Source organism: Dyella silvatica (assembly GCF_026283955.1).
Taxonomy (GTDB): domain Bacteria; phylum Pseudomonadota; class Gammaproteobacteria; order Xanthomonadales; family Rhodanobacteraceae; genus Dyella_C; species Dyella_C silvatica.
The window spans coordinates 1-25275 of sequence record NZ_JAPDPE010000076.1 but is presented as its reverse complement, the minus strand read 5'-3'; the positions used below and the strand labels follow the sequence as shown (position 1 = coordinate 25275).

At 60.4% G+C, this 25275-nt stretch carries 21 protein-coding genes; 12 read left to right on the top strand and 9 right to left on the bottom strand.

Going from position 1 to position 25275, the window contains the following annotated elements; all coding sequences use genetic code 11:
* A partial coding sequence (locus OUZ52_RS15140) for an NAD-glutamate dehydrogenase (protein ID WP_266159343.1) occupies nt 1–3296 on the top strand: 3296 nt, incomplete at its 5' end.
* A 102-nt stretch (nt 3297–3398) separates the two neighbouring features.
* On the opposite strand, the gene OUZ52_RS15135 is transcribed toward OUZ52_RS15140, so the two are convergent.
* The gene (locus tag OUZ52_RS15135; RefSeq protein ID WP_266159342.1) at nt 3399–4283 is read right to left on the bottom strand and encodes a lysozyme; all 885 of its coding nucleotides are present in this window, start codon (nt 4281–4283) and stop codon (nt 3399–3401) included.
* Nucleotides 4284–4494: 211 nt separating this feature from the next.
* Between OUZ52_RS15135 and OUZ52_RS15130 the strand changes: the two genes are divergently transcribed.
* From OUZ52_RS15130 to OUZ52_RS15115, 4 genes are all read left to right on the top strand, one after another.
* Nucleotides 4495–5286 carry an NAD kinase gene (locus OUZ52_RS15130; RefSeq protein WP_323135356.1) on the top strand — a complete coding sequence of 264 codons (792 nt, stop codon included), beginning with the start codon at nt 4495–4497 and terminating at the stop codon, nt 5284–5286.
* Nucleotides 5287–5344: 58 nt separating this feature from the next.
* Complete coding sequence (locus tag OUZ52_RS15125; RefSeq protein ID WP_266159340.1) at nt 5345–5596, top strand: hypothetical protein; 252 nt, start codon at nt 5345–5347, stop codon at nt 5594–5596.
* Between the two features lie 77 nt (nt 5597–5673).
* On the top strand, nt 5674–6546 hold the full coding sequence (locus OUZ52_RS15120; protein WP_425493857.1) for a 5'-nucleotidase: 873 nt from the start codon (nt 5674–5676) through the stop codon (nt 6544–6546).
* Between the two features lie 39 nt (nt 6547–6585).
* Entirely contained in the window at nt 6586–7623 is a 1038-nt protein-coding gene (locus OUZ52_RS15115; RefSeq protein ID WP_266159339.1) for an AraC family transcriptional regulator, read from the top strand.
* 58 nt (nt 7624–7681) lie between these two features.
* Here OUZ52_RS15115 and OUZ52_RS15110 read toward each other — a convergent pair whose 3' ends face one another.
* Nucleotides 7682–8557, bottom strand: coding sequence for a DMT family transporter (locus OUZ52_RS15110; protein ID WP_266159337.1), 876 nt, complete (start codon nt 8555–8557; stop codon nt 7682–7684).
* A 900-nt stretch (nt 8558–9457) separates the two neighbouring features.
* Between OUZ52_RS15110 and OUZ52_RS15105 the strand changes: the two genes are divergently transcribed.
* The 6 genes from OUZ52_RS15105 (at nt 9458) to OUZ52_RS15080 (ending at nt 15529) form a co-directional block, all read left to right on the top strand.
* On the top strand, nt 9458–10627 hold the full coding sequence (locus OUZ52_RS15105) for an acyl-CoA dehydrogenase family protein (protein WP_266159336.1): 1170 nt from the start codon (nt 9458–9460) through the stop codon (nt 10625–10627).
* Nucleotides 10628–10699: 72 nt separating this feature from the next.
* A complete protein-coding gene (locus OUZ52_RS15100) occupies nt 10700–11242 on the top strand; it encodes a GNAT family N-acetyltransferase (protein ID WP_266159335.1) in 543 nt (180 codons plus the stop codon).
* Nucleotides 11235–11735 (top strand): hypothetical protein, encoded by a 501-nt coding sequence (locus tag OUZ52_RS15095; protein WP_266159334.1) that lies wholly within the window; start codon nt 11235–11237, stop codon nt 11733–11735. The genes OUZ52_RS15100 and OUZ52_RS15095 overlap by 8 nt, the downstream gene beginning before the upstream one ends.
* 76 nt (nt 11736–11811) lie before the next feature.
* Nucleotides 11812–14076: a thiamine pyrophosphate-dependent enzyme gene (locus OUZ52_RS15090; protein ID WP_266159333.1), complete on the top strand. Its 2265-nt coding sequence runs from the start codon at nt 11812–11814 to the stop codon at nt 14074–14076.
* A 110-nt stretch (nt 14077–14186) separates the two neighbouring features.
* Entirely contained in the window at nt 14187–14735 is a 549-nt protein-coding gene (locus OUZ52_RS15085; RefSeq protein WP_266159332.1) for an Ivy family c-type lysozyme inhibitor, read from the top strand.
* 242 nt (nt 14736–14977) lie between these two features.
* The gene (locus OUZ52_RS15080; RefSeq protein ID WP_266159331.1) at nt 14978–15529 is read left to right on the top strand and encodes an NADPH-dependent FMN reductase; all 552 of its coding nucleotides are present in this window, start codon (nt 14978–14980) and stop codon (nt 15527–15529) included.
* Nucleotides 15530–15593: 64 nt separating this feature from the next.
* Here OUZ52_RS15080 and ppk1 read toward each other — a convergent pair whose 3' ends face one another.
* Together ppk1 and OUZ52_RS15070 are read right to left on the bottom strand one after the other, a co-directional pair.
* Nucleotides 15594–17729 (bottom strand): polyphosphate kinase 1, encoded by a 2136-nt coding sequence (gene ppk1, locus OUZ52_RS15075; protein WP_266159346.1) that lies wholly within the window; start codon nt 17727–17729, stop codon nt 15594–15596.
* A 448-nt stretch (nt 17730–18177) separates the two neighbouring features.
* Nucleotides 18178–19044 carry an AraC family transcriptional regulator gene (locus OUZ52_RS15070; RefSeq protein ID WP_266159330.1) on the bottom strand — a complete coding sequence of 289 codons (867 nt, stop codon included), beginning with the start codon at nt 19042–19044 and terminating at the stop codon, nt 18178–18180.
* A 55-nt stretch (nt 19045–19099) separates the two neighbouring features.
* On the opposite strand from OUZ52_RS15070, the gene OUZ52_RS15065 reads away from it, so the two are divergent.
* Complete coding sequence (locus tag OUZ52_RS15065) at nt 19100–20374, top strand: MFS transporter (RefSeq protein WP_266159329.1); 1275 nt, start codon at nt 19100–19102, stop codon at nt 20372–20374.
* Between the two features lie 60 nt (nt 20375–20434).
* Here OUZ52_RS15065 and murB read toward each other — a convergent pair whose 3' ends face one another.
* From murB to OUZ52_RS15040, 5 genes are all read right to left on the bottom strand, one after another.
* Nucleotides 20435–21454, bottom strand: coding sequence for a UDP-N-acetylmuramate dehydrogenase (murB, locus tag OUZ52_RS15060; protein ID WP_266159345.1), 1020 nt, complete (start codon nt 21452–21454; stop codon nt 20435–20437).
* 10 nt (nt 21455–21464) lie between these two features.
* A complete protein-coding gene (locus tag OUZ52_RS15055) occupies nt 21465–22502 on the bottom strand; it encodes a quinone-dependent dihydroorotate dehydrogenase (RefSeq protein ID WP_266159327.1) in 1038 nt (345 codons plus the stop codon).
* A 2-nt stretch (nt 22503–22504) separates the two neighbouring features.
* The gene (locus tag OUZ52_RS15050; protein ID WP_266159326.1) at nt 22505–23287 is read right to left on the bottom strand and encodes a class I SAM-dependent methyltransferase; all 783 of its coding nucleotides are present in this window, start codon (nt 23285–23287) and stop codon (nt 22505–22507) included.
* A gap of 6 nt (nt 23288–23293) precedes the next feature.
* Complete coding sequence (locus OUZ52_RS15045) at nt 23294–24070, bottom strand: SDR family NAD(P)-dependent oxidoreductase (protein ID WP_266159325.1); 777 nt, start codon at nt 24068–24070, stop codon at nt 23294–23296.
* A gap of 102 nt (nt 24071–24172) precedes the next feature.
* Nucleotides 24173–25275 (bottom strand): aldehyde dehydrogenase family protein (locus tag OUZ52_RS15040; protein WP_266159324.1); only part of this gene is annotated, 1103 nt, incomplete at its 5' end.

Below are 25275 nucleotides of genomic sequence, written 5' to 3'. Positions count from 1 at the left end.
GCATGTCTTTTTATCATCCGGCCGAGCGCCCTGAAGCCCTGCGTTTCAAGATTTATCGCAGCGGCAGTGACCTTGCCTTGTTCGAGGTGCTGCCGCAGCTGGAAAATCTCGGCCTGCGCGTGGTCACTGAATATATCCACGACGTGCGCGGTACCGGTACGCCGCTGTATATCCAGGACTTTGAAGTGCAGCCGGTCGGCAATCTCGCTTTCAGCGTCGAGCAAGTCGGTTCGTTGTTCGAAGAAACCTTTGAGCAGATCTGGCGTGGTCAGGCCGAGAGCGATGGCTTCAATCGACTGGTGCTGGGTGCCAAGTTGAGCTGGCGTCAGGTCGCCATGCTGCGCGGTTATTGCAAATACCTGTTGCAGACCGGCGTGACCTTCTCGCAAAGCTATATGGAGGAGGTGCTTAACCGCTATCCAGCCATCGCCGGCCTGCTGGTCGAGTTGTTCCTGGCAAAGTTCGATCCGCGGCGCGAACAGCTCTCGGCCGACGAACTGGCTCGTGCAGGTCAGTTGCTGGCCAGCGAGATGCAAACGCTGATTCCCGAGGCGGTGCGTACCGCGCAGCTGGGGTTGATCGATGGCATGGTGGCTGCGCTGGCCAAGCCGCGCGGTGAGCAGGTCGCCGTGCTCGAAGAGGCCATCGGCGTGTTGCTGGAGACTGTTTCCAGCCTCGACGAAGACCGCATCCTGCGCAGCTTCAAAGCCTTGATCCGTGGCACCTTGCGTACCAGCTTCTTCCAGCAATGGAATGGCGCTTACCGCGACTACATCAGCTTCAAGTTCGATTCGCATCAGGTACCCGAGCTGCCCAAGCCGGTGCCGTATCGCGAGATTTTCGTATGCGCTCCGCGCGTCGAGGGTATCCATCTGCGCTTTGGCGCGGTGGCTCGCGGTGGCTTGCGCTGGTCTGATCGTCGCGAAGATTTCCGCACCGAAGTGCTGGGCCTGGTCAAGGCGCAGATGGTGAAGAACACGGTCATCGTGCCGGTAGGCTCCAAGGGCGGTTTCGTGGTCAAGCGTCCGCCGACCAGTGGCGATCGCGATGCGCAGCTGGCCGAAGGTATTGCCTGCTACCGCATGTTCATCAGCGGCCTGCTCGATATCACCGACAATCTGGTCGAAGGCAAGCTGGTGGCGCCGCACGATGTGGTGCGCCACGATGCGGATGATCCGTACTTGGTAGTGGCCGCTGACAAGGGCACGGCGACGTTCTCGGATATCGCCAACGCGATCTCGATCGAGCATGGCTTCTGGCTTGGCGACGCGTTTGCTTCCGGCGGCTCCAATGGCTATGACCACAAGGGCATGGCGATCACGGCACGCGGTGCCTGGGAGTCGGTCAAGCGCCACTTCCGCGCCATGGGCCGCGATAGCCAGACGCAAGACTTCACCTGTGTCGGCGTCGGCGATATGTCCGGCGACGTGTTCGGTAACGGCATGTTGCTGTCCAAGCACATTCGCCTGCTGGCGGCGTTCGATCATCGCCATGTGTTCCTCGATCCGAATCCCGATGCTGCGGGTTCGTTCGTCGAGCGCGAGCGCATGTTCAAGCTGCCGCGTTCGAGCTGGGACGATTACGACCGGTCGCTGATTTCGGCCGGCGGCGGCGTGTATTCACGTAGTCTCAAGTCGATTCCGATCTCGCCGGAAGTGCGTGTTGCTTTGGGTCTCAAGCCCGACGTAACCCAGCTTTCGCCCACCGATTTGCTTTGCGTCATTCTCAAGGCGCCGGTGGATCTGCTGTGGAACGGCGGCATCGGCACCTACGTCAAGGCCGGTAGCGAATCGCATGCCGATGTGGGCGACCGCGCCAACAACGCCTTGCGCGTCAATGGCGTCGAGTTGCGCTGCAAAGTGGTGGGCGAGGGCGGCAACCTGGGCATGACCCAGAAAGGCCGCATCGAGGCAGCTCAGCACGGCGTGTTGCTCAACACCGATTTCATCGACAACTCGGCCGGTGTGGATACCTCCGATCACGAGGTCAACATCAAGATCCTGCTCGACGATGCCGTGCAGCGAAATGAGCTGACCGTCGATGCGCGCAATCAGCAGCTGGCCGCGATGACGGACGAAGTCGGTGGTCTGGTGCTGCTGGATAACTATCGCCAGAACCAGGCGATTACCTTGATGGAGCACCAGTCGGTGCGCCGTCTGGGTTCAATGGCCCACTTCATTCGCAGTCTCGAAGGCGAAGGTTTGCTCGACCGTCAGGTTGAAAACCTGCCTAGCGAAGCCGAGCTGACCGAGCGCAAGACTCGCGGTCTCGGCATGACCCGACCGGAGCTGTCGGTATTGTTGTCGTACGACAAAATCCGCTTGTTCCAGCAGCTGGTCGATTCGGATGTGCCGGAAGATCCGTACCTGTCCAAAGAGCTGGTGCGCTACTTCCCGGCGCCGTTGCACGACAAGTACGCCGCGCACATGCAGCGTCATCGTCTGAAGCGCGAGATCATTGCGACCGCAGTGACCAACTCGACGATCAACCGCATGGGCGCCACCTTCATGATGCGCAGGCAGGAAGATACCGGTCAGGGCCCGGCAGCCATTGCCAAGGCCTATACCGCGGCCCGCGAAATTCTCGGTGCGCGCGAACTGTGGGCGCAAATCGAAGCGCTCGACAGCAAGGTGGCCGAAGACACCCAGGTCGATGCGGTGTTGCAGATCTGGTCACTGCTGCGTCATCTGACCCGCTGGTTGCTCAATCGTCCGGGCAGCGTGTTGGATATCGCCGCCAACGTCGAGCGTTATCACGCTGGGGTGAGCGCGTTGAGCACGGCCCTGCCGGGCGTGCTGACCGAAACCGGCAAAGCGGATTTCGCCACCAGCCAGGAAAAGTGGGAAGGTCTTGGCCTGCCTGCCGACCTCGGCCTGCGTCTGGCACGTTTGCCGGTGATGCGCGCCATGCTCGATATGGTCGAGGTGTCGCAGCAAAGCGGCAAGCCGGTCGACAAGGTCGCCAGCGTGTTCTATCAGCTCGGTGAAGCATTGGATCTGGAGTGGTTGCGCGATCAGGTTGAAGCGCTGCCGGTGGAAGGTCACTGGCATGCGCAGGCACGTGGCTCACTGCTGGATGAGTTGACTCATCAGCATCGCGCCTTGGCCTTGCAGGTGCTGACCCTGGCAGGCGACCGCACGGACATCTCGCCGGTGCAGCTCTGGCTGGAGCGCGATGACCCGACGCTGAAGTACACCCGCGGCATGCTGGCGGAAATCCTCACCCAGAATGCGGACTACCCGATCGCTTCGGTCGCCGTACGCCGCCTGGCTCAGCTGGCCCAAGTGCCAGTCTGAGTGATGGGGGACGGGGAATAATAGGTAGCGGGGAACGGAAGCATTGATGTTGCGATGCTTTTGCCGTTCCCCGTTCCCCGTTCCCTAGTTCCCTAGTTCCTCTTAGCCGTTCGACAACGCCTGCAAGCGGTCATACGCGCCGTTGAAGACGTTCTGGTCGCCAGGGAAGGTGCCCGAGTCCGCGTACTGCCAGATGGTGTAGTAACCCCAGGCGTACGGAAGGGTGCCGGCACTGCTGGCATAGCGGGCCACCCATAACGGGCTGTTGTTGCTGAAATTGCCCGCGGTGCCTACGCACTGCGACCACCAGCTGGCGCTGGTATAGATCACCGGCCAACGTCCGGTTCGGGCGTGATACTGATTGCTGAAAGAGCCGACCCAGGCAGCCATGCCGCTCTGGCTAAGCCCGTAGCAAGTCGAGCCGTTGGGGTTGTATTCCATGTCCAGCGCGCCTGGCAGGGTCTTGCCATCGCGCGACCAGCCGCCACCGTTATCGACAAAGTAGTTGGCCTGGGTCGCGCCGCTGGACGCATCCGGATGCGCAAAGTGATACGCCCCGCGGATCATCCCCACGTTATATGAGCCGTTGTATTGCTGGGCGAAATAAGGGTTGGTGTAGTTAGTATTTTCAGTCGCTTTGACATAGGCAAAGCGAGCGCCATTGCTCCATGCGCCACTCCAGTTGACATTGCCCTGCCAGCCGCTGACATCCATGCCCGGCACGCTGCCGGTAGCGGCGGCGATGGCCCGCGCGCTAAACATCATTTGTTGCTGATTGCCTTCATACAGGCGGATCTGCGAGCCCATCGGGTGATCTTCAGTGACGATTTTCGCCGCGATATCGGGAGTAATCTGCGGGTTGAGGCCGGCCGGCCAACTCTGCGCATCGACGTTTGCATCATTCTGTGCCTGGGCGATACCCGTGACGATGCACGAGGTCAGCGCGAGAGTAGCAACCAGGCGTTTCCAGCTTGCACTTGCAGTCATGTGTTTCCCCTAACGGTGAGTGAAAAACAATCAAGCTTGCTGTCGTTGCCAGAGCCGTCTGCCGCAGTGCGCGGACTGCGGATCGCAAGTTTCTAAATAGGGGCTGGCAACGGCAGCCCGGCGGTTCATGGCGGAGCTGCTTATGCCACGCGCTACGCGATGACTTCGTGACGGCTGCCATCGCCTAGGGTGGACGGCGGTACTCGCTGTTTTGCCGACAGCTAGCTACCATCGCCGCATGCCCAAGCGTTTCACTTTCGTCGCCAGCGAAACCACCGTTGCCCAGCAAGCGCTGCGCAAGCTCGTCGACCGTTACGGTCAGGTGCCGGTTGAGCAGGCCGAGGCCATCGTGGCGCTTGGCGGCGATGGTTTCATGCTGCGCACCCTGCACGCGTATCGTGCCTTGCACGCGCCGGTGTATGGCATGAAGCTGGGGCGAGTGGGTTTTCTGTTGAACAAGCACCGGCTGGATGATTTACCGGAGCGCATCGAGCTTGCTCATGCGGCGGTCTTGCACCCGCTGCAGATGCGGGTGACCGATGCCCGCGGTGAAGTGCATGAAGCGCTGGCGTTCAACGAAGTGTCGCTGCTGCGGCAAAGCAATCAGGCCGCGCATATCGAGGTGCGGCTTAACGACAAGGTGAAGCTGGAGTCGCTGGTCTGCGATGGCATTCTGGTTTCCACGCCGGCGGGTTCCACGGCTTACAACCTTTCGGCGCATGGGCCGATCTTGCCGCTGGATGCCAATGTGCTGGCGTTGACGCCGATCAGTCCGTTTCGGCCCAGGCGCTGGCGCGGGGCCATTCTGCCGCATCGCACCCAGGTCAGTTTGCGGGTGCTCGACCCAGGCAAGCGCCCGGTGAGTGCCACCGCCGATTTCCACGAGGTGCGCAATGTCAGCGCGGTGGAGATCTATCAGGCCGACGAGCTGGGTGTGCGCTTGCTGTTCGACCCGGAACATAATCTGGAACAGCGCATTCTGGACGAGCAATTCGTGCTCTAACCGATCGCTCGTCGATGCTAGGATGTTGGCGCCACAGGTTCTTGCCGAACATTTCTTTATGAAAGCCTTTCTTGCACTGCCTCTTTGCCTTGGGTTGGCTGCTTGCGCCAGCAACGTTCCGTATGAGGCCGACTCCAGCTATCAAGACTGCGTGAATCAGCAATACGCCCACCCGCCGTTGCCGCGTGATCCGGGTGCCATTAGCTCGGTCTCGGCCAACGGCGACAAATCGCCCCGCCCTGGGCCGTCGCCGGCCGGCAATGGATATCCCGATGCCGCGCAGATTGCCAGCCGTTGCCGCCGCCCATGATGAGCGAACGCGAGCCTTTCTACCAAACGCATATGCCGGATACTCAAGACCTCAATGGCGCTGCCGGCAAGCGCCTGGTGGTGGCGATATCCTCGCGTGCGCTGTTTGATCTGGGCGACAGCCACGAGTTGTTCGAGCGTGATGGCTTGGATGCTTACCGTGCGTTTCAGATCGAGCATGAAGATGACATTCTCAAGCCGGGCGTGGCCTTTCCGCTGGTGCAGAAACTGCTTGGGCTGAACAAGCTTGCCGGCGATCTGCCACCGGTCGAGGTGATTCTGCTATCGCGTAACTCGGGCGATACCGGCCTGCGCATCTTTAATGCGATCCAGCATTACGGCCTGGAGATCAGCCGCGCCGCGTTTACCAGTGGCGCGCCTACCTCAGATTACATCGCACCCTTCAAGGCGGATTTGTTTCTCTCTGCCAATGCCGAAGATGTGGGGCGTGCGCTGGTTGCCGGCGTGGCGGCGGCGACTATTCTGCCATCCACCGCGCCACCGCGTGCCAGCGAGCAACTGCGTATTGCCTTCGACGGCGATGCGGTCATTTTTGGCGATGAAGGTGAGCGGGTGTCGCGTGAAGAGGGGCTGGCAGCTTTTCATCGCAGCGAAACCGAGCGCGCTGAAGAGCCATTATCGGTTGGCCCATTTCGCGGCTTTCTCACCGCGCTGCATCATTTGCAGGCTGCATTTCCCGCTGAGAACTCTCCGATTCGCACCGCCTTGGTTACCGCGCGCTCCGCGCCGGCGCATAAGCGGGTGATCCTGACCTTGCGGCGTTGGGGGGTCCGTATCGATGAGGCCTTATTCCTCGGTGGTCGCGACAAAGGCCCATTCCTGGATGCATTCGGTGCAGATATCTTTTTCGATGACTCACCGGCCAATGTGGAATCGGCGCGTCAGCATGTGGCCACCGGGCATGTGCCGCACGGCGTCTCGAACAAATAAGAACGTTGGGCTGAACTGAATGGGGTTTGGCTCTATGGCGTGCCGGGTTCCCAGCTGCGCTGGCTGAAAAACTCGGTGTCGTCGGCTTGCGTCCTGCGGTTTGATTCGATCGCCGCGGATTCAGCACTTTCGGTCAGGTGTTACTGCCTTCGAATGGATAGCCTCTTTACCGCCAAGGAGGATATTTCGTTGACTTCAGCTGCTGCCGAGCATTACCTGGCCAGATTCCGCAAAGTGCTGGCCTATATGGACGAACATCTGCACGACGACTTGAGTGTCGAGCAGATCGGTCAGACGGCAGGATTTTCGAAATATCACTTTCAGCGGCAGTTTTCAGAGCTATTCGGCCTTAGTGTTTACAAATATATCCAGCTGCAACGGCTGAAACGTGCGTCTTATCAGCTGGTGTTTCGCCAACCCAGGCAAATCATCGACATTGCCTTGGCCTGCGGATACGAAAACCCCGAATCTTTTACTCGCGCGTTCAAGAAAAATATCGGGCAAGCGCCGTTCAAGTTCAGAAAGCAGCCGCAGTGGATTCCTTGGCATGCGACGTATCAGCCACTGAACCATTTAAGGATTACCCATATGACATCCGCTTATCAGGTCGGACAGGTCAGGCTCATTGCCTTCAAGCCCACCCGCGTTGCGGCGATCGAGCATCGCGGCGACCCCCGCTTGGTCGGCCATTCGGTGCGCAACTTCATCGAGTGGCGCAAGCAGGTTGGCTTGTCACCGAAGGCAAGCGCCACGTTCAATATTCTGTATGACGATCCGGCGGGCACGGCGCCGCAAGACTATCGCCTCGATATCTGTGCGACGACGAATCGCGAGATAGCATCCAACCTTTTTGGCGTCATTGAAAAGACTCTGCCTGGCGGACGCTGCGCGGTACTCCGGCACCAGGGCTCCGACAATGGCCTGGGTCAGGCGATTGCTTATCTGTACTCACAGTGGCTGCCGCATAGCGGCGAGGCGTTACGGGACTTTCCCATTTATGTGCAAAGAGTCAGCTTTTTCCCCGACGTCGCGGAACACCAGGCGGTAACCGATATTTTTCTGCCGCTCGACGGTTAACGGGGCCGCTGCTGAGTTATCGAGCCGAGTGGCTAAGCCGCCCGGCTTGAGCGGGCGATCAAACCAGCTTGGTCCTGCGCCACCAGCCGGTGACCTTTTCCTCGCGCACCAGGGTAAACAGCCCGGCGCCGAGAATCAGCGCGATGCCGATCAGCATCGGCCAGTCGAGATGGTCACCGAACAGCCAATAACCGAAACCGATGGCCCACAGCATCTGGCTGTACTGGGTCGGTGCGACGCGGTTGGCCGGGGCAATCTGGGTAGCCAGCATCAGCAGTACACCGGCCAGGCCGGCGAGCAGGCCATAGCCGGCAAGCAACCACCATTGATGCAGGTTGGGCCAGATAAACGCCGGCAGCATCAGTACGCCACCGGTTACCAGTGGGCCAATGACCCCGGCGCCGTACAGGCTGATGCGTTTTTCGTGCGCTCCGGCCCTGCGCAGAGCGACCACCGAGCCGGCGCCGGAAAGGCCGCAGATCATGGCCGCGATATGCCCCGCGCCAAGCGCGCGAAAACCCGGACGCAGCACAACCAGTACGCCGATAAAGCCGGCGATGACAGCCGTCCATCGACGCCAGCCGACGTGCTCCTTGAGGAATAGCACAGAAAGAATAGTCACGAAGATCGGCAGTAGAAAGATCAGCGCAAAGGCTTCGGCCATCGGCAATGCGGTGAAGGCGATCACCGCAGCGATGTTGCAGATGGCACCGGTGATCGCGCGCGTCCACCACAGCTTGGGCCTACGTGCTTGCAGCACTTCGCGCCAGCGGTCGCCGGGCTTGCGGATAAAGGGCAGGGCGGTGAGCCCCAGCAGGGCCCCGAAGAATACGGCCTCATACGCCGGCAGCGTACCGTGCAGCGACTTCACAAAGGCATCGCTGATGGCATAGGCCGCGTAGCAGGCGAAGCCCAGAAATACACCTTTAATCATGGAATTTCCGCGGCGAGGGTATCGCTCCCTGCCAACCATGATGGCGGTGTCGAGGGGGCTTGTGAGTGGACGGGCTGCTATCGTCCCATGGCATTGCTCAAATGCCTATCGGTGCCCCGCGCGGCTATCGCCGTAGCCCTACGGGGACGATATCGTCCCCGTAGGCGCCAGCTTTATATATTTAAAGCTTTCTAGTGATGGGTGTCGCCAGTGACGGGCGCAATGCCATCCGTGCCAGCGGCGCCGCCGCCCACGGGAGGCGGGTTTACTCGTCCGCCCGCGCCACCCGGACCCACTCCTGCGCCGCCCGGAACCGCTAGGCCACAAGCGCACGCGGCAGCTTGGGTCGCCCCGCCGATGCCCCAGGCCCACGACTTCGTCCGCGTAACGACGCAAGTTGAGCCTGGGGGACAGGTTCCGCTGCAGTAATCCTTGCGTATCGATCGGGTAACCAATCGGCATGGTCCGGCTACCGCCGGGCCATTGGGGTTAGCCAGGATGGCAATCACCGTTATAACAACGATGCAAATACCTGCGACGACAATGAGTAACTCGATCAAGACCATGGGTAAATCCTCCGGTCCGCAGCCCCTGAATCAGCCTCTATGTGTCGAATGTCGAAATTAGTTCGACTTTTCGCCTATAGCAAAAAAGTCGTCAAGTTGACGTGAATGTGTATTTAACATTTGCTGCTGTGACGAGAGCCAGCGATTGAAGTGACGCTGATCTGTCGGGGCAGCCGGCATTTCTTCGCGGTGCCGGCTCAGTGCCAATCATGCTCCTCGGGGTGGCCAGGGGGCTTGCCAAAGCCCGAATCACAATGTGCTGCACGGTGCCGTGACCACGCCATGCTGCACGGCTACAATCGGCGGGTTTTCCCTGTCCCTCGCCGGAGTTAGCATGGCTGTCCGTCTTGACCCGCTCGACCTGTACGACGTCCGATCCCTACTCACCGATGAAGAGCGCATGGTGCAAGACACCGTGGCCCGCTTCGTCGACGAGAAGGTGCTGCCGATCATCGGCGACTGTTTCGATCAAGGGCGCTTTCCAAGCGAGCTGGTTTCAGAGATCGCCAACCTGGGTTTGCTTGGTGCGACGCTGCCCGAGGAATACGGCTGTGCCGGCATGAACGGCGTCAGCTACGGCTTGATCTGCCAAGAGCTCGAGCGCGGCGATTCAGGCCTGCGCAGTTTCGCCTCAGTGCAAAGCTCGCTGTGCATGTATCCGATTTATGCCTATGGCAGCGAAGAGCAGCGCAAGCAGTATCTGCCGAAGATGGCGGCCGGTGAAGTTATCGGCTGCTTTGGTTTGACCGAACCGCACGGCGGCTCCGATCCGGCCAATATGAAAACCAACGCCAAGAAAGACGGCGGCGACTGGGTCATCAACGGCGCAAAGATGTGGATCACCAATGGCAATCTTGCGCATATCGCCATCGTGTGGGCGCAAACCGAGGACGGTATCCAGGGCTTTGTCGTACCCACCGATAGCAAGGGTTTTGCCGCGCAAGAAGTGCATAAGAAGATGAGCCTGCGCGCTTCGGTCACGTCGGCGCTGTTCTTCGATAATGTGCGCGTGCCTGATAGTGCGCGGTTGCCCAACGTCAAAGGTCTGAAGGGGCCGCTGGGTTGTCTGACCCAGGCTCGTTACGGCATTACCTGGGGGCCGATCGGTGCGGCGCAGGCCTGCTTGAAAGAAGTGCTCGATTACACGCAGGATCGCATTCTGTTCGACCGCCCACTGGCGGCCAATCAGGCGATTCAGGTCAAGCTGGCCGAAATGGCCCGGCGCATCACGATGGCACAGCTGTTGTCGTTGCAACTGGGGCGTTTGAAGGATGCCGGCAAAATGCAGCCGACCCAGGTTTCCCTGGCCAAGTGGAACAACTGCCGCATGGCGATCGATATTGCGCGCGAATGCCGCGACATCCTTGGCGGCGCCGGCATTACCACCGAGCACTCGGCGATTCGCCATGCACTGAATCTGGAATCGGTGATTACCTATGAAGGCACCGAGACCGTGCACCAGCTGGTGGTCGGCCGCGAGTTGACCGGTATCAATGCGTTCTAACTCCGCGTTCTGACATTCGCGTTATTGCCATGGCCCTGCCAATGGGCCATGGCCGTCGCTGTAGAGGCAGACATGGTTTGGCAGCAACTTCGTATCGAAACGGATCGGCTGATTCTGCGGCCGCCACAGGCTGAGGATTTCGAGGCCTACGCCGCAAACATGGCCGATCCGGAATCCGCGCGCTTTATCGGTGGCCAACAGCTGCGCGCCGTCGCGTGGCGCGGCTTTCTGACCTTGGTCGGGGCCTGGGCCATTCAGGGTTACTCGATGTTTTCGGTGATCGAGAAATCCACGGGTCAGTGGATCGGTCGGCTGGGTCCATGGCAGCCGGATGGCTGGCCTGGCCCGGAGGTCGGCTGGGCGTTGACCCGCGCGGCCCAGGGTAAGGGCTACGCCTACGAAGGTGCTGCGGCAGCGATGGACTGGGCGTTCGAGCAGCTTGGCTGGACCGAGGTGATTCATTCGATCGATCCGGGTAATCATCCATCGCAGGTTTTGGCGAAGCGGCTTGGTTCCAGTTTGCGCGGGCCAGGTCAGTTACCCGCCCCCTTTGAAGACGCGGCGATTGAAATCTGGGGCCAGACTCGCGAGCAATGGCGGCGTCAGCGTGGATGACATATCCAGCACGAGATCGCAAAGTCGCGAGGCCATGCATATCGTGCTGGCCGCAGTGGCGCCTACGCTGCAACAGCTATGTCGAGATCCATGGACGTTGATCGGTAGTGCGGCGGCCTGGCTGGCGGGCGCCGATGTGACGGTGGCCGATCTGGATGTGTTGTGCAGTGTGCGCGATGCCGAGCAACTGATGGCGCATTGGCAAGCGCAGCGAGATTCGAGCTATCGGCCCGCTGGGCCAGAGCCAGGCGGTGTCGAGCGTTTCCGCTCTCGTTTTGCGCGTTTTCGCTTCCCCGGTATGCCGGTGGAAGTCATGGGCGGCCTGGAGCTGTTCGGCGCCGATGGCTGGCAGCCGGTGCAAGTCGGCGCGATAAATTCAGTGACTTTTGCAGGTATCGCGGTGCCGATTCCTCCTGTCGCCGAGCAGATTCGTTTGTTTGAAAGTTTTGCACGTCCCAAAGATATTCAACGCGCGGCGCTATTGCGCGCGTAGCACGCTACCGAACGATAACCAGGCTTCATCCCTGCTACGCAGGGTGGGGTCATGACGAAACCCTTGGATACCCCTCATGTCCACCCCGAATCCCATCGCCGCCCGCCATAAAGGCTTTAATCGCGCCGAGATCGTCGATCAGAATTTCATCGAGTTTGTGCAGCTATGGCAGGGCCATGCGCAAGCCAAGCCTCGCGATGACCAGGCGGTGCTGCCCGGTAGTGCACTCGATGCGCGCGGCTTTCGTGATTTGCTGGAATCGCAGCTTATTTCGCGTCATCTGGATTTGATGGCGCGCGTACTGCGAGTGCAGAACAAAGTCTTCTACACGATCGGCTCGTCCGGTCATGAAGGCACTGCGATGGTGGCGCGCTTGACCCGCCATACCGATCCGGCCTTTTTGCATTACCGCTCAGGCGGCTTTATGGCCGAGCGTTTTCGCAAGCTGCCGGGGATGGACCCGGTGATGGATTCGGCGTTGTCGTTTGCCGCCAGCAAGGATGACCCGGCCTCGGGCGGACGGCACAAAGTATGGGGCAGCAAACCGTTATGGGTGCTGCCGCAAACCTCGACCATCGCATCGCACTTGCCGAAGGCCTTGGGTACGGCGATTGCCATCGAACAAGCGCGGCGTATCGGGCATCAGTTACCGGTGCCGGACGATGCCATCACGATTTGTACCTTCGGCGATGCGTCCAGCAACCATGCCACAGCGCAGACCGCGTTCAATACCGCCGGTTGGACGGCTTATCAAAAGCTGCCCGCACCGGTGCTGTTCGTTTGCGAAGACAATGGCATCGGTATTTCGGTGAAAACACCCAGCGGCTGGATCGCGAATAACTTCCAGCAGCGCGCCGATCTCGATTATTTCTTTGCCGACGGCCTCGACCTGGCCGAAGGTTATGCGCAGGTGCAGCGCGCGGTCGAACATTGCCGCAGCACGCGCCGGCCGACTTTTCTGCATTTAAAAACGACCCGCATCATGGGTCATGCCGGTACCGACTTCGAAATCGAATGGCGCAGCATCGAAGAGCTGGTGGCGGTAGAGGCGAGCGACCCGCTGTTGCGCTCGGCGGCGATTGCGCTGGAGTCTGGCTTGTACGGCAAGACGGCCTTGCTGGACTTGTACGAAACCACGCGCAAGCGTTGCTTCGCCGCCGCGGAAGACGCCGACCGCCGGCCGCGCCTGACCGAGCTCAACGATGTGATGAAGCCGCTGGCGCCGTACACGCCGGCCGCAGTGAAGGCCGAGGCCGAGCGCAGCGACTACAACGACAAGCGCCTGGCTGTTTTCGGCAGTGAGGAAAAACTACCCGAGAAACAGCCGCCGCGTCATTTGGCCATCCAGATTGGCCAGGCACTGCATGATGTCATGGCCAAGTACCCGGAGTCCTTGTTGTTTGGCGAAGACGTGGCGCAGAAGGGCGGCGTTTATACGGTAACCAAGGGCTTGCATAAGGCGTTCAAGAACAGTCGCGTGTTCAATACCTTGCTGGACGAGACGATGATTCTTGGCCTGGCCCAGGGCTACGCCAATATGGGCCTGCTGCCGATTCCGGAAATTCAGTATCTGGCGTACTTCCACAATGCCTGCGACCAGATTCGTGGCGAAGCTTGCAGCCTGCAGTTTTTCTCCAACGACCAGTATCGCAATCCGATCCTGATGCGGGTCGCCTCGCTGGGCTATCAAAAAGGTTTTGGCGGTCACTTCCATAACGACAACTCGATTGCCGCGCTGCGCGATATTCCGGGCCTGGTCGTCGGTTGCCCCAGCCGTGGCGACGATGCGGCGAACATGTTGCGCACGCTGGCGGCCCTGGCCAAGGTCGATGGCCGCGTTTGCGCTTTCCTCGAGCCGATTGCGTTGTACATGACGAAAGATCTGTACGAGGCAGGCGACGGTCAGTGGCAGTTCGATTACCCGGCGCCCGGGCAGGCCATGACGTTGGGCGAGGGCAGGGTTTACCACGATGACGCCAACGACCTGGTGATCTTTACCTTCGGCAATGGCGTGCCGATGGCGCTGCGTGCCGCGCGTGAGATCGAATCCGCACTGGGTTGGCATAGCCGGGTGGTCGATCTGCGCTGGCTGGCGCCGCTCAATAACGCGTTCATCGCCGCGCAGGCCAAGACCGCCAAACGCATCATCGTGCTCGACGAAGGGCGTAAGAGCGCCGGCGTGGGCGAAGGCATCATCACCGCCATTGTCGAAGGCGGCAGCGGTGCCACGCCGTTACAGCGGGTGGTGGGTGAGGACACCTATACCCCGCTGGCGGGTGCTGCCTTGCTGGTCTTGCCGGGCGAGGCCGATGTGGTCGCCGCGGCGCGAAAACTGGCTTAGACGAACGCCGTGGGCAGTCGTTGGGCTGGTAAGTATTCAGTTGGGGGTGCGTAAGTTTATGCGGGGCGGCCCAGCCCTTGGAGCCGCCTAGCCCCCAACAGGAGTTGCCCATGAAGCCTTTTGCTTTCACGCTGGTCGCAGCATTGACCGCCGTCGCCTGCGCGGCTTGCAGCCAAGGACCGGATCAACCACCGCAGTCACCCACCCCCGCGGTGGCTGCAACCGTCGCTGTCGATACCTCTGAGCGCCCGGCAGTCGATACTGCCGGCGTCGCCCATGCGAACGCGCTGTATTATTTCGACGACTTGCTCAAGCGCAGCGATTTTTCCAAGGCATTCGCAAGCCTGTCCGGCGTTGCCGCCTTGCCCGTATGGGCTCGTCAGGGCGGCACGGCAACGCCGGTGCAGACCGTGCAAGTCGAAGGTAAATCGATGTTGCTGGCGGCGGCGTGCAAGCCGCACGATTGCCCGGCTGAGCGCATCCTGGTGCTTTACGACGAACACAGTCAGTCGATCTGGGCTGTCTTCGCGCATCATCCGCAAGGCCTGAGCCCCGCGACGAACCCCTACGATCCAGCGAACGATCAGCTGACCTGGCTGGGTGCGCCAAGCGATGACATCAAGCAGCTGCTGCAAGAAAAGCTGAATTCACCGGAATAAGTTCCAGCCTGTTCTGCAACAGCGATCATCGCTGTTGCAGAACGTCGATGGCCTGGGCGTATGCGTCCCGGCGTCTCACTAAAAGTAGACATGGATCTAGCCTGGGCGTAATGGCTGGCCGCTAGACTGTGCCCTAAGCATGGCGCCGAGATGAGCTGATTTAGCCATCTGGCTGGCGCGCTTGGCATGTACGCTGGCGAGACATCGCCAACCCTGTTTCAAATCGACGGAGAGCAACGGGCATGAGCAATATTCGAGTGGCTGTCATCGTGGGCAGCATCCGCAGGGATTCGATCAACCGCCGCCTGGCCTTGGCGGTGGAACGGCTGGCACCGAAGGAACTGACCTTTGAGCATGTGCGTATCGACGACCTGCCGTTGTACAACCAGGATTTCGACGGCGACTATCCCGCGACATGCAAGCGCTTGAAGCAGCAACTGGAGTCCGCCGATGCGCTGTTGTTTGCTACCGCGGAATACAATCGCTCGATTCCCGGCGTGCTGAAGAACGCCATCGATATCGCTTCGCGGCCCTGGGGCACCAACTCGTTCGCCGGTAAGCCCGGTGCGGTCATCGGTACCTCGATTGGCTCGACCGGTACAGCGCTGTCACAACAGCATCTACGCAACGTGCTGGCTTATCTCGATGTGCAGATGCTTGCTCAGCCCGAGGTCTTCGTGCACTTCAAGGATGAGCTGATCGATGCCGAGGGTCATATCAGCAACGAGGGCACGCAGAAATTTCTACAGGGCTTTATCGATCGCTATGTGACCTGGGTAAAGCGTTTCCAGTAGGGCCAAGCCTTTATCGCCCCCACCCGCGTGCTTCGCCCGTGGGTGGGGGCGCTGACCGGACGGTTTACGCCCCGGTCACCGCACCGGCACCACAGAGTTTGTCCAGCAGCTGAGCCTGTACATTGCGTGGCGTCTGATTGCTGCCGACATGCGGCCGCAGATACTGGCCATCCGCCTGCAACAGCCAGGCATTGGTATTGTCGGTGAGATAAAGCTCCAGCTCCCGCTTCAAACGCTGTCGCAGCTTTTTGCCTTCAATCGGGAAACCGGTCTCGACGCGAAAATCGAGATTGCGTTCCATCAGGTCGGCACTGGCCAGATAAAGCTGCTCGTCACCATCGTTGGCAAACCAATACACGCGGCTATGTTCGAGAAAACGGCCAACCACCGAGCGCACGCGGATGTTTTGCGAGATACCCGGTACACCCGGGCGCAGGCAGCAGGTGCCGCGCACGATTAAGTCGATCTTGACGCCTGCGATGCTGGCTTTGTACAGCGCGCGAATCACTTTCGGGTCGGTCAGTGCGTTGACCTTGGCGATAATGTGCGCGGCGCGGCCCGCCGTGGCGTGCGCTGTTTCGCGGGTGATCAGTTCAAGCAGTGCCTTCTTCAAAGTAAACGGCGCATGCAGCAGCTTTTTCATGCGCAGCACTTTGCCCATGCCGGTGAGCTGGCTGAATAACTTGTGCACGTCCTCGCACAGGGCCCGGTCTGAGGTGAGCAGGCTGTAATCGGTATACAGCCGGGCATTGCCGCTGTGGTAATTGCCCGTGCCCAGATGGGCATAACGCATGAGTTCGGAACCTTCGCGGCGTTGAATCAGCATCAACTTGGCGTGGGTTTTCACGCCGACGACGCCGTAGATCACCACGGCGCCGGCCTGCTGCAATCGGGAGGCGAGGGTCAGGTTGGATTCTTCATCGAAGCGCGCACGCAATTCGACAACGACAGTGACCTCCTTGCCTGAGCGCGCCGCATCGACCAAGGCGTCGACGATCTCAGAGTTCGCCCCGCTGCGATACAGCGTTTGTTTGATCGCCAATACGTTGGGATCTTTCGCCGCCTGGCGCAGCAGATCGACCACCGGCGCAAACGACTCGTACGGGTGCAGCAGCAATACATCTTGCTTGGCAATCGCCTGGAACAAGCCTTCGGCTTTCTTGAGTACCTTTGGAATGGACGGCGTGAACGGCGGATAGTGCAGTTGCGCCCGCTCGGTCTTGCTGGACAGGCCGAACAGGCGCGCCAGATTGACCGGGCCATTGACCTCGTACATCTCGGCAGCGTTAAGGCCGAACTGCTTGAGCAGGTAATCGGTAAGGTCTTTCGGGCAGTTGTCGGCCACTTCCAGCCGTACCGCATCGCCGAAGCGGCGCGAGTAGAGTTCGCCGCGCAGAGCGCGGGCGAGATCTTCGACATCTTCCGGGTCGATGGTCAGGTCGGCGTTGCGGGTCAGGCGAAATTGATAGCAGCCTTGCACCGCCATGCCGGGGAATAGTTCATCCGCATGGGCGTGAATAATCGAGGACAGCAGCACGAAGTTGTCGCCGCCCTCGCAGACGTCGTCAGGCAACCGGATCAATCGCGGCAGCACACGTGGCGCCGGCACGATCGCCAGGCCAGAGTCACGGCCGAAGGCATCGATGCCCTCCAACTGCACGATGAAGTTGAGGCTTTTGTTCACCAGCAAGGGGAACGGGTGGGTGGTATCGAGCCCGATCGGTGTGACCAGCGGGGCGACTTCGTGACGGAAGTAGCGTCGCACCCACAGGGTTTGCTTGTGCGACCAGGCATCACGACGAACGATGCGAATGCCTTGCCGGTCCAGCGCGGGCAAGATGTGTTCGTTGAGGATGGTGTACTGCCGCTCGATCTGCCGATGGGCGATTTCGCTGATTTCCGCCAGCGCGCGTTTCGGCGGAATGCCGTCGGGGCCGACGATTTCGTGATCGAAGGCGATCTGGCTTTTCAGCCCGGCCACGCGGATCTCGAAGAACTCGTCCATATTGTTCGAGAAGATCAGCAGAAACTTCAGCCGTTCCAGCAGCGGTTTGTCTTCATCCAGCGCTTGTTCCAGCACGCGGATATTGAACTGCAATTGCGACAGCTCGCGGTGGATATACAGGCTGCTGTCGTTGAGATCGGGCGAGAACGCGACAGGGGTTGTCGCCACGCTTTCAGGGGCAGCGCCGACGGCCATGCCCGTGACCATGCCTGATTCCTCAAGAGAAGGGCTTTCCCGGTTTTCGCTAGTAGACATCGTCACGCAGTCCTGCATCCTTTAACTGGCAGGGGGGATGGGTAAAATCCCGTCGAAGGCTGCATGCTACCCGGTTGCTGCGGCTGGCAGGCTGCGAATTTAAGCGATGACCTGACAGTAGCAATGGGGATGGTTATCAGCGGCTCATATTGCGGTGGCGTTTTGACAGCGATATGACATGGGGAAGGGCGGGGAACGGGGAATAGGGAACGGGGAATGTGATGTTTGTGTGGTGATTGCAGTGCGACGTTCATTTGGATTTTTCTTGATTTTTGTTTGTTCTGGCGCTTGCTTTTCAGCACCTGCTTTTTAGGCTTTTCCCCGTTCCCCGTTCCCCGTTCCCCGTTCCCCGTTCCCCGTTCCCCGTTCCCCGTTCCCCGTTCCCTGCCTAGTGATCGAACGACAGATAGCGGCTGGGTGGCGCGCCGAGTACGCGTCGAAAGGCGGCGGTAAATGCGCTGGGGTTGCCGTAGCCAAGATCCAGGGCAACCTGGGTGATCGATTCGCCGCTGCCCAGGCGGGTCAGCGCGGCGAGCAGGCAGGCTTGCTGGCGCCAGTTGATAAAGCTCATGCCGGTCTGTGCGCGGAACAAGCGGGTGAAGTTACGCCGGCTCATCCCGGCGCGCTTGGCCATGCTGTCGATGCTGACTTCCAGTGAGGGGGCATCGATCAGCTGGCGGCACAGGCTGGCCAGGCGGCGTTCGTGCGGTAGCGGGGTGCTCAGCGCAAGCTCGGGCATGCGGCGGATTTCATCGAGCAGCAAGGCCATGACGCGCCCATCACGCCCGTCGAGCTCATATTCGGCTGGTAAATCCACGGCCTCCATCAGCAGCTCGTGCAGTAGCGGCGATACCGCGATGACCTGGCATCGCGTGGATAGCCCGGCGGCTTCGGCGGCCTCGCGCTGCACGTAAGCGCTGCGGGTGGAGACCGGGCCGCTCATGTGGACTTCGTGGCTGACTCCCGCAGGAATCCACAGCGCTCGCCGCGGCGGGATGACCCAGCTGCCCGCGTTGGTAATGACGGTAACCACCCCGGTGGCCGCATACAGAAACTGGCCGCGGCGATGTGAATGACTGGGCAGCACGAAGTGCGGCGGAAACTCGTTGCCGGTAGCCACCACATCGCGTGGGGTGTCTTCGTAGCGGTCAATACGGGTATTGCGCACGCGATGGCCCAATTTCGATGGTTGTTGACCCGCTAGCGCGAGCAGGCCGGTGCCGCTGACTTTATGGTGAGCTACCCACGGACGCAACGACTGCGTTCTGTTTGCCGTTATCCCCACCACTCTAGGTAGCTTGTTAAACGCCATGCAAACGCGCGTCGAAGACTTGTCCCTGCCCGAATCTGTTCAATCGCCGATCTTTCCGGCTGCGCTGACTGAGCCGCTTGAGGCTGCGGTACCGCTCAAGGTTGCTACCGATTTCGGCATTATCGGTGCGATCAGTTTTTCGCATTTGCTCAATGACATGATTCAGTCGCTGATCCTGGCGATTTATCCGATTCTCAAGGGCGATTTTTCGCTGAGTTTCAGTCAGGTCGGTTTGATCACACTGACCTATCAGCTGACGGCCTCGTTGTTGCAGCCGCTGGTAGGTATGTTTACCGACCGCAAGCCGATGCCGTTCTCGCTGCCGGTAGGGATGGGCTTCACTTTGTGCGGCCTGTTGCTGCTGTCGGCGGCACACACCTTTCCAGAGCTGTTGTTCGCCGCTGCGCTGGTCGGTACCGGCTCGTCGATATTCCATCCGGAATCGTCACGCGTGGCGCGCCTGGCTTCGGGTGGACGACATGGTTTGGCGCAGTCGCTGTTTCAGGTAGGCGGTAATACTGGCTCGTCACTAGGGCCTTTGTTGGCGGCCTGGATTATCGTGCCCTATGGTCGCCATAGCGTTGCCTGGTTTGCCTTGGCCGCGATGCTGGCGATGGCGGTGCTATGGCATGTCAGCCGTTGGTACAAGGAGCATCATGTCAGCCGCGGCAAGAAGCTGTCGCATGGCGCGGCACATGCGTTGACGCGCACGCAGGTGATCGGCGCGATATCGATTCTTGGGCTGTTGATCTTCTCTAAGTATTTTTACCTGGCCAGCCTGAGCAGTTACTTCACCTTTTATTTGATCCATAAGTTTGGCGTATCGGTGCCGAACGCGCAGACTCATTTGTTTGTGTTTCTGTTCGCGGTGGCTGCCGGTTCGCTGATTGGTGGCCCGATCGGCGACCGTATCGGACGCAAATGGGTGATCTGGGTGTCGATTCTTGGCGTGGCCCCATTCACCTTGCTGCTGCCGCATGCGAACTTGTTCTGGACCGGTGTGCTGACGGTGATCATCGGCTTGATCTTGTCGTCGGCGTTCTCGGCGATTCTGGTCTATGCGCAAGAACTGATCCCGGGGCGGGTCGGCATGATTTCCGGTTTGTTCTTCGGTTTCGCCTTTGGCATGGGCGGTATCGGTGCCGCCGTGCTCGGCCATATCGCCGATGCGCGTGGCATCGAATATGTGTACGGGCTATGCGCTTATCTGCCACTGCTGGGGATGATTACGGTGCTGTTGCCGAACCTGGAACGAGCACGCAGCGCTAGCTGATCCATCGGCATTGCCAAGCGAAGCAGTCCGTGGCGAGCACCACGGACTGCTTGCGATTTATCAGATGACCAGCGGCTCGGCTTCCAGAGTGACCCCGAAGCGTGCGCGCACACCTTCGACTACTCGCTGTGCGAACGCCCACAGCTCGGTGCCCGTCGCCTTGCCGTGATTGACCAGCACCAGCGCATGGCGGTTGGAAATGCCGGCATCGCCTTCGCGCAGGCCCTTGAATCCGGCGGTATCGATAAGCCACGCGGCTGATATTTTCCACCGGCCATCGGCACCGGGCCATGCCACCAGTTCAGGGTGTTCGCGCTTCAGCGCTTCGCCCTGGGCGGCATCGACGATCGGGTTCTTGAAAAAACTGCCGGCGTTGCCGATCACCGCGGGATCGGGCAATTTGCGGGTGCGTAAATGCACCACGGCTTCGGCTACATGAAACGGGGCCGGCTTATCCACGCCCATACGCGCCAGTTCTTCGCGGATGCCGGCGTATTCGAGCTTAAGCGTGTGCGAGCGCGGCAACATAAAACGCACGGCGGTGACGATGTAGCGGCCCGGCTCGCGTTTGAACACCGAGTCGCGATAAGCAAACGCGCACGCCGCGCGGTCGAGGATGGCGACCCGGCGTTCGACGGTATCCCAGGCTTCTACGCTTTCGATGTACTCGGCGACTTCGGTGCCATAAGCGCCGATATTCTGGATCGGCGCCGCGCCCACCGTACCTGGAATCAGGATCAGGTTTTCCAGCCCGGCAAAACCTTGGCCCAGCGCCCAGCGCACGAAATCGTCCCAGCGTTCACCCGCCGCCACGGCGATACGCGCTTGCTCTCCATCGTTTTCGATGTGCACGCCGCGCGTAGCCATCGCCAGCACGGTGCCGTCGAAATCGCCGGTAAACAGCATATTGCTGCCTTCACCCAGCACCAGCAACTTGCTCTGGCGGATGGCCGGGAAATCAAGCAGCTCAGCCAGCTTGCTGGCGTCGTGTATCTCGGCCAGCAAGCTGGCGCGCGCGGCGACGCGCAGCGTATTGCGTGTCGTCAGCGGGGCATTTTCGATTAGCGTATAGCCGCCCATATCAATGCGCTCAGCCTGCATGGGTATCCTCGCGCTGGCGGCGGATTTCATCGACACATTCGCCAATCAATGCTGGCCCGCGATACACCATGCCCGAATACAGCTGCACCAGCGAAGCGCCGGCATCGATTTTTTCCGCCGCGTCGCTGCCATCCAGAATGCCACCCACGCCGATGATGCCGATCTTGCCTTGTAGCCGCTTATGCATGCCACGTAGCACGGCGGTGGACTTGGCAAACAAGGGCTTGCCGGAAAGGCCGCCGGTTTCGTTGCCTTGTGGATCGCTGGCCACGGCGCTGTGATCGATGGTGGTGTTGGTGCAGATCACGCCATCGACCTGTGCGCTTGTGAGCACTTCGGCGATGGCATCGAGCTCCGTCTCGGAAAGATCGGGGGCGATCTTCAACAGCATGGGTTTGCGTGCGCCATGCTGCGAGCCAAGCCGTTCTTGCGCTTCGCGCAAGCTCTCGATGAATCGGCGCAGGGTGGTTTCTTCTTGCAGGTCACGCAGGCCCTGGGTGTTCGGCGAGGAGATATTCACCGTGATGTAGTGCGCGTGCGCATAGACGCGCTCAAGGCAAAACAAATAGTCGTCTACCGAGCGTTCGTTGGGCGTGTCTTTGTTTTTGCCGATGTTGATGCCGAGCACGCCGCGATAACTGGATCGCTGCACGTTGCGCACCAAGGCATCGACGCCGTCATTGTTGAAGCCGAAGCGATTGATGATGGCTTCATGCCGGGGCAGGCGAAACATCCGTGGCTTGTCATTGCCCGGCTGCGGGCGCGGCGTGACCGTGCCTACTTCGACAAAGCCGAATCCCAGCGCGCCAAGAGCATCGAGATGCTCGGCGTTTTTATCCAGCCCGGCAGCCAGGCCGACCGGATTCGGAAAGCGGATGCCAAATGCCGTTGTAGGCAGTTCGGCCGGCGGCTTGGCGATGTACTGGCCAAGGTTACTGCGATGTGCGACATCGAGCCCGTACATGGTGAAACGATGCGCCGTCTCGGGGGGCAGGGCGAACAATAGTGGGCGTAGCCACTCGTACATAGTCAGGCCACCTTACCTACGTAAACGCAGGTGTCATAGTCAAAGCTGATGTGGCCATGCTCAGCGCACGCGTCAAATAACTCACGCAAGCTGTACAACATGGGCTCATGGTTGATATGCCCGGCTTGCGGCGCATACGACGAGGACATCAAGCGTCCGCGCAGGGCATCGAAGTCCAGCCACTGTGAGTGATTGAAGCGAGCGGTACCGTGAAAACCCTCGCCAAACCAGGCGCGCATTTGCGCTTCGTCGGGGTACTTTTCCGCGACGCTGGCGTAATCTGGGCTGTAGTTGCGTAGCAAGGCCTCGTAGCCTTGCAGAAACGGTGTGCCCAGCAGGCGGCGTGAGTTCCAATAAATCGCGGCTAGCCCGTGCGGGCGCAGAATACGCCGGAATTCCCGCCGGCTGGCCTCCGGGTCGAACCAGTGAAAAGCCTGCGCCACCGAGATCAAATCGATACAGTGATCGTCAAGGCCGCTGGCGTCGGCGCTGCCGTCGACGGCGTGAAACGTGGGGTAGTCAGCCAACCAGTGTTCGGCGGCCGCGCGCATGGGTGCATTCGGCTCCACCGCGACAACGCGATGCCCGGCATCGAGAAACAGCTTGCTGGAGATGCCGGTGCCTGCGCCGATATCGGCGACCTGCCATGAGCTACTCACGCCGTGTTCGCGATGTAGCCACTCGAGCAGGGCAGCCGGGTAGTCGGGTCGGTAGCGGACATAATTCTCGACGCGATCACTGAAGCGCTGAGTCGATGGCAGACGGTCGGAGGGATGAAGTGTCATCGTTGGTTACCCCGAGAATCGTTGGCCGCCATCGACACACAAGGTTTCGCCGGTAATCCAGCTGGCCCAGGGCGAGGCAAGAAAAAGGGCCGCATGAGCGATTTCATCCGGCGTACCGAAACGGCCGAATGGAATCTTCGCCAAGGTGGCTCGATACAATTCGGGCTCGTCGCGCTTGCGTCGATCCCACAGCCCATCGGCAAACTCGATCGAGCCGGGGGCGATGGCGTTCACGCGAATGCGATGCTCGGCCAGGCTAAGTGCCTGCGACGTCGTGTACTGACTCAGCGCGGCCTTGATCGCGGCATAGGGCGAACCGCTTTTGCGTGGGTGAAACGCCGCGATGGAACTGAGATGCAGAATGCTTGCCTGCGGTGACGCCCGCAGATGCGGCAACGCGGCTTGTGAAGCCCGTACGGCGGCCATCAAGTCGATTTGAAACCCTGCGGCCCAGCCGTCATCGTCGTCACTGAAGCCATAGCCGCTGGCGTTGTTGACCAGGATGTCGATGCCGCCCAGCGCCTGAGCTGCCGCAGTGATATAGGTGTGGATAGCCGCGGTTTCAGCAAGGTCGACGCTTTGCGCATGTACGCCGACGCCATGGCCGGCGATGGCATGGGCCGTTTCGTCGAGCGCGGCCTGGCCTCGTGCGCAAATCGATACCGAGGCGCCCGCCGCCGCAAAAGACAACGCAATACTGCGACCAATGCCCTTGCTGCCACCCGCAACAACCACACGGTAGTGTCGAAAGTCGAACGGGGCGGGTGCCAAGGGTGTGCTCATGCAGTCGTCTCGCTTGCGACGGGGGCAGCCTGCCGATGTGTGCCGGAGCAGCCCACATCGGCCATCGACGGGTCACGGATCAAACGCCGTGACCCGCACGTATTACAGGTCGAACTTGATGCCCTGTGCCAGCGGCAAGGCATTGGAGTAGTTGATGGTGTTGGTCTGCCGGCGCATGTAGACCTTCCATGCATCGGAGCCCGATTCGCGACCGCCGCCGGTTTCCTTCTCACCGCCAAAGGCGCCGCCGATCTCCGCGCCCGAAGTACCGATATTGACGTTGGCGATACCGCAGTCAGAGCCTGCTGCCGACAAATACTGCTCGGCGACTTTCAAGTTCTGCGTGAAGATGGCCGAAGACAGGCCCTGCGGCACGCTGTTTTGCAGGTCGATGGCTTCGTCCAGGGTCTTGAACGGCATCACGTAGAGAATCGGTGCAAAGGTTTCGGTCTGCACGACGTCGTCGCTGTTCTTCAAGCCGGTGACGATGGTCGGCAACACGAAATTGCCCGGACGGTCGGTAAGCGCCTTGCCGCCGGTGCGGACATTACCGCCGCTGGCCTTGGCTTTTTCGACCGCAGCAAGATAGGCACTGACGGCGTCTTGGCTGTTCAGCGGGCCCATCAGCGTGGTGGCCTTGGTCGGATCGCCGATCTTGCCTTCCACCTGACCGTAGGCTTTGACCAGGGTCTCGACCACTTCGTCGTGAATCGACTCATGCACAAACAACCGACGCGTCGAGGTGCAACGCTGGCCGGCGGTGCCGACGGCGCCGAACACGATCGCCGGAATGGCCAGCTTCAGATCGGCGCTGTCGTCCACGATGATGGCGTTGTTGCCGCCCAGCTCAAGCAATGAGCGACCCATGCGCTGTGCCACGCGCTCGCCGACCATGCGGCCGACCTTGGTCGAACCGGTAAAGCTGATCAGCGGGATACGCTTGTCGTCGACAAAACCTTGCGACAGATCGATGCCGGCATCGTTGAACAAGAAGAACAGATCCGGGAAACCGGCGGCGCGCAACGCATCGTTACAGACCTTCATGCTGGCGATGGCCGACAGCGGGGTTTTCGGCGACGGCTTCCAGATGCAGATATCGCCGCAGACCGTGGCCAGAAAGGCATTCCAAGCCCACACCGCGACCGGAAAGTTGAAGGCGCTGATGATGCCGACCAGGCCCAGCGGCTGGTACTGCTCATACATGC

What these genes read in the sequence shown, in the direction of transcription:
- OUZ52_RS15065 (WP_266159329.1), top strand. Translation starts at nt 19,100, where the DNA reads ATGCAAACGCGCGTCGAAGACTTGTCCCTGCCCGAATCTGTTCAATCG.
- OUZ52_RS15135 (WP_266159342.1), bottom strand. Translation starts at nt 4,283, where the DNA reads ATGACTGCAAGTGCAAGCTGGAAACGCCTGGTTGCTACTCTCGCGCTG.
- OUZ52_RS15050 (WP_266159326.1), bottom strand. Translation starts at nt 23,287, where the DNA reads ATGACACTTCATCCCTCCGACCGTCTGCCATCGACTCAGCGCTTCAGT.
- OUZ52_RS15085 (WP_266159332.1), top strand. Translation starts at nt 14,187, where the DNA reads ATGAAGCCTTTTGCTTTCACGCTGGTCGCAGCATTGACCGCCGTCGCC.
- OUZ52_RS15125 (WP_266159340.1), top strand. Translation starts at nt 5,345, where the DNA reads ATGAAAGCCTTTCTTGCACTGCCTCTTTGCCTTGGGTTGGCTGCTTGC.
- OUZ52_RS15110 (WP_266159337.1), bottom strand. Translation starts at nt 8,557, where the DNA reads ATGATTAAAGGTGTATTTCTGGGCTTCGCCTGCTACGCGGCCTATGCC.
- OUZ52_RS15045 (WP_266159325.1), bottom strand. Translation starts at nt 24,070, where the DNA reads ATGAGCACACCCTTGGCACCCGCCCCGTTCGACTTTCGACACTACCGT.
- murB (WP_266159345.1), bottom strand. Translation starts at nt 21,454, where the DNA reads ATGGGCGGCTATACGCTAATCGAAAATGCCCCGCTGACGACACGCAAT.
- OUZ52_RS15080 (WP_266159331.1), top strand. Translation starts at nt 14,978, where the DNA reads ATGAGCAATATTCGAGTGGCTGTCATCGTGGGCAGCATCCGCAGGGAT.
- OUZ52_RS15100 (WP_266159335.1), top strand. Translation starts at nt 10,700, where the DNA reads ATGGTTTGGCAGCAACTTCGTATCGAAACGGATCGGCTGATTCTGCGG.
- OUZ52_RS15090 (WP_266159333.1), top strand. Translation starts at nt 11,812, where the DNA reads ATGTCCACCCCGAATCCCATCGCCGCCCGCCATAAAGGCTTTAATCGC.
- OUZ52_RS15105 (WP_266159336.1), top strand. Translation starts at nt 9,458, where the DNA reads ATGGCTGTCCGTCTTGACCCGCTCGACCTGTACGACGTCCGATCCCTA.
- OUZ52_RS15055 (WP_266159327.1), bottom strand. Translation starts at nt 22,502, where the DNA reads ATGTACGAGTGGCTACGCCCACTATTGTTCGCCCTGCCCCCCGAGACG.
- ppk1 (WP_266159346.1), bottom strand. Translation starts at nt 17,729, where the DNA reads ATGGCCGTCGGCGCTGCCCCTGAAAGCGTGGCGACAACCCCTGTCGCG.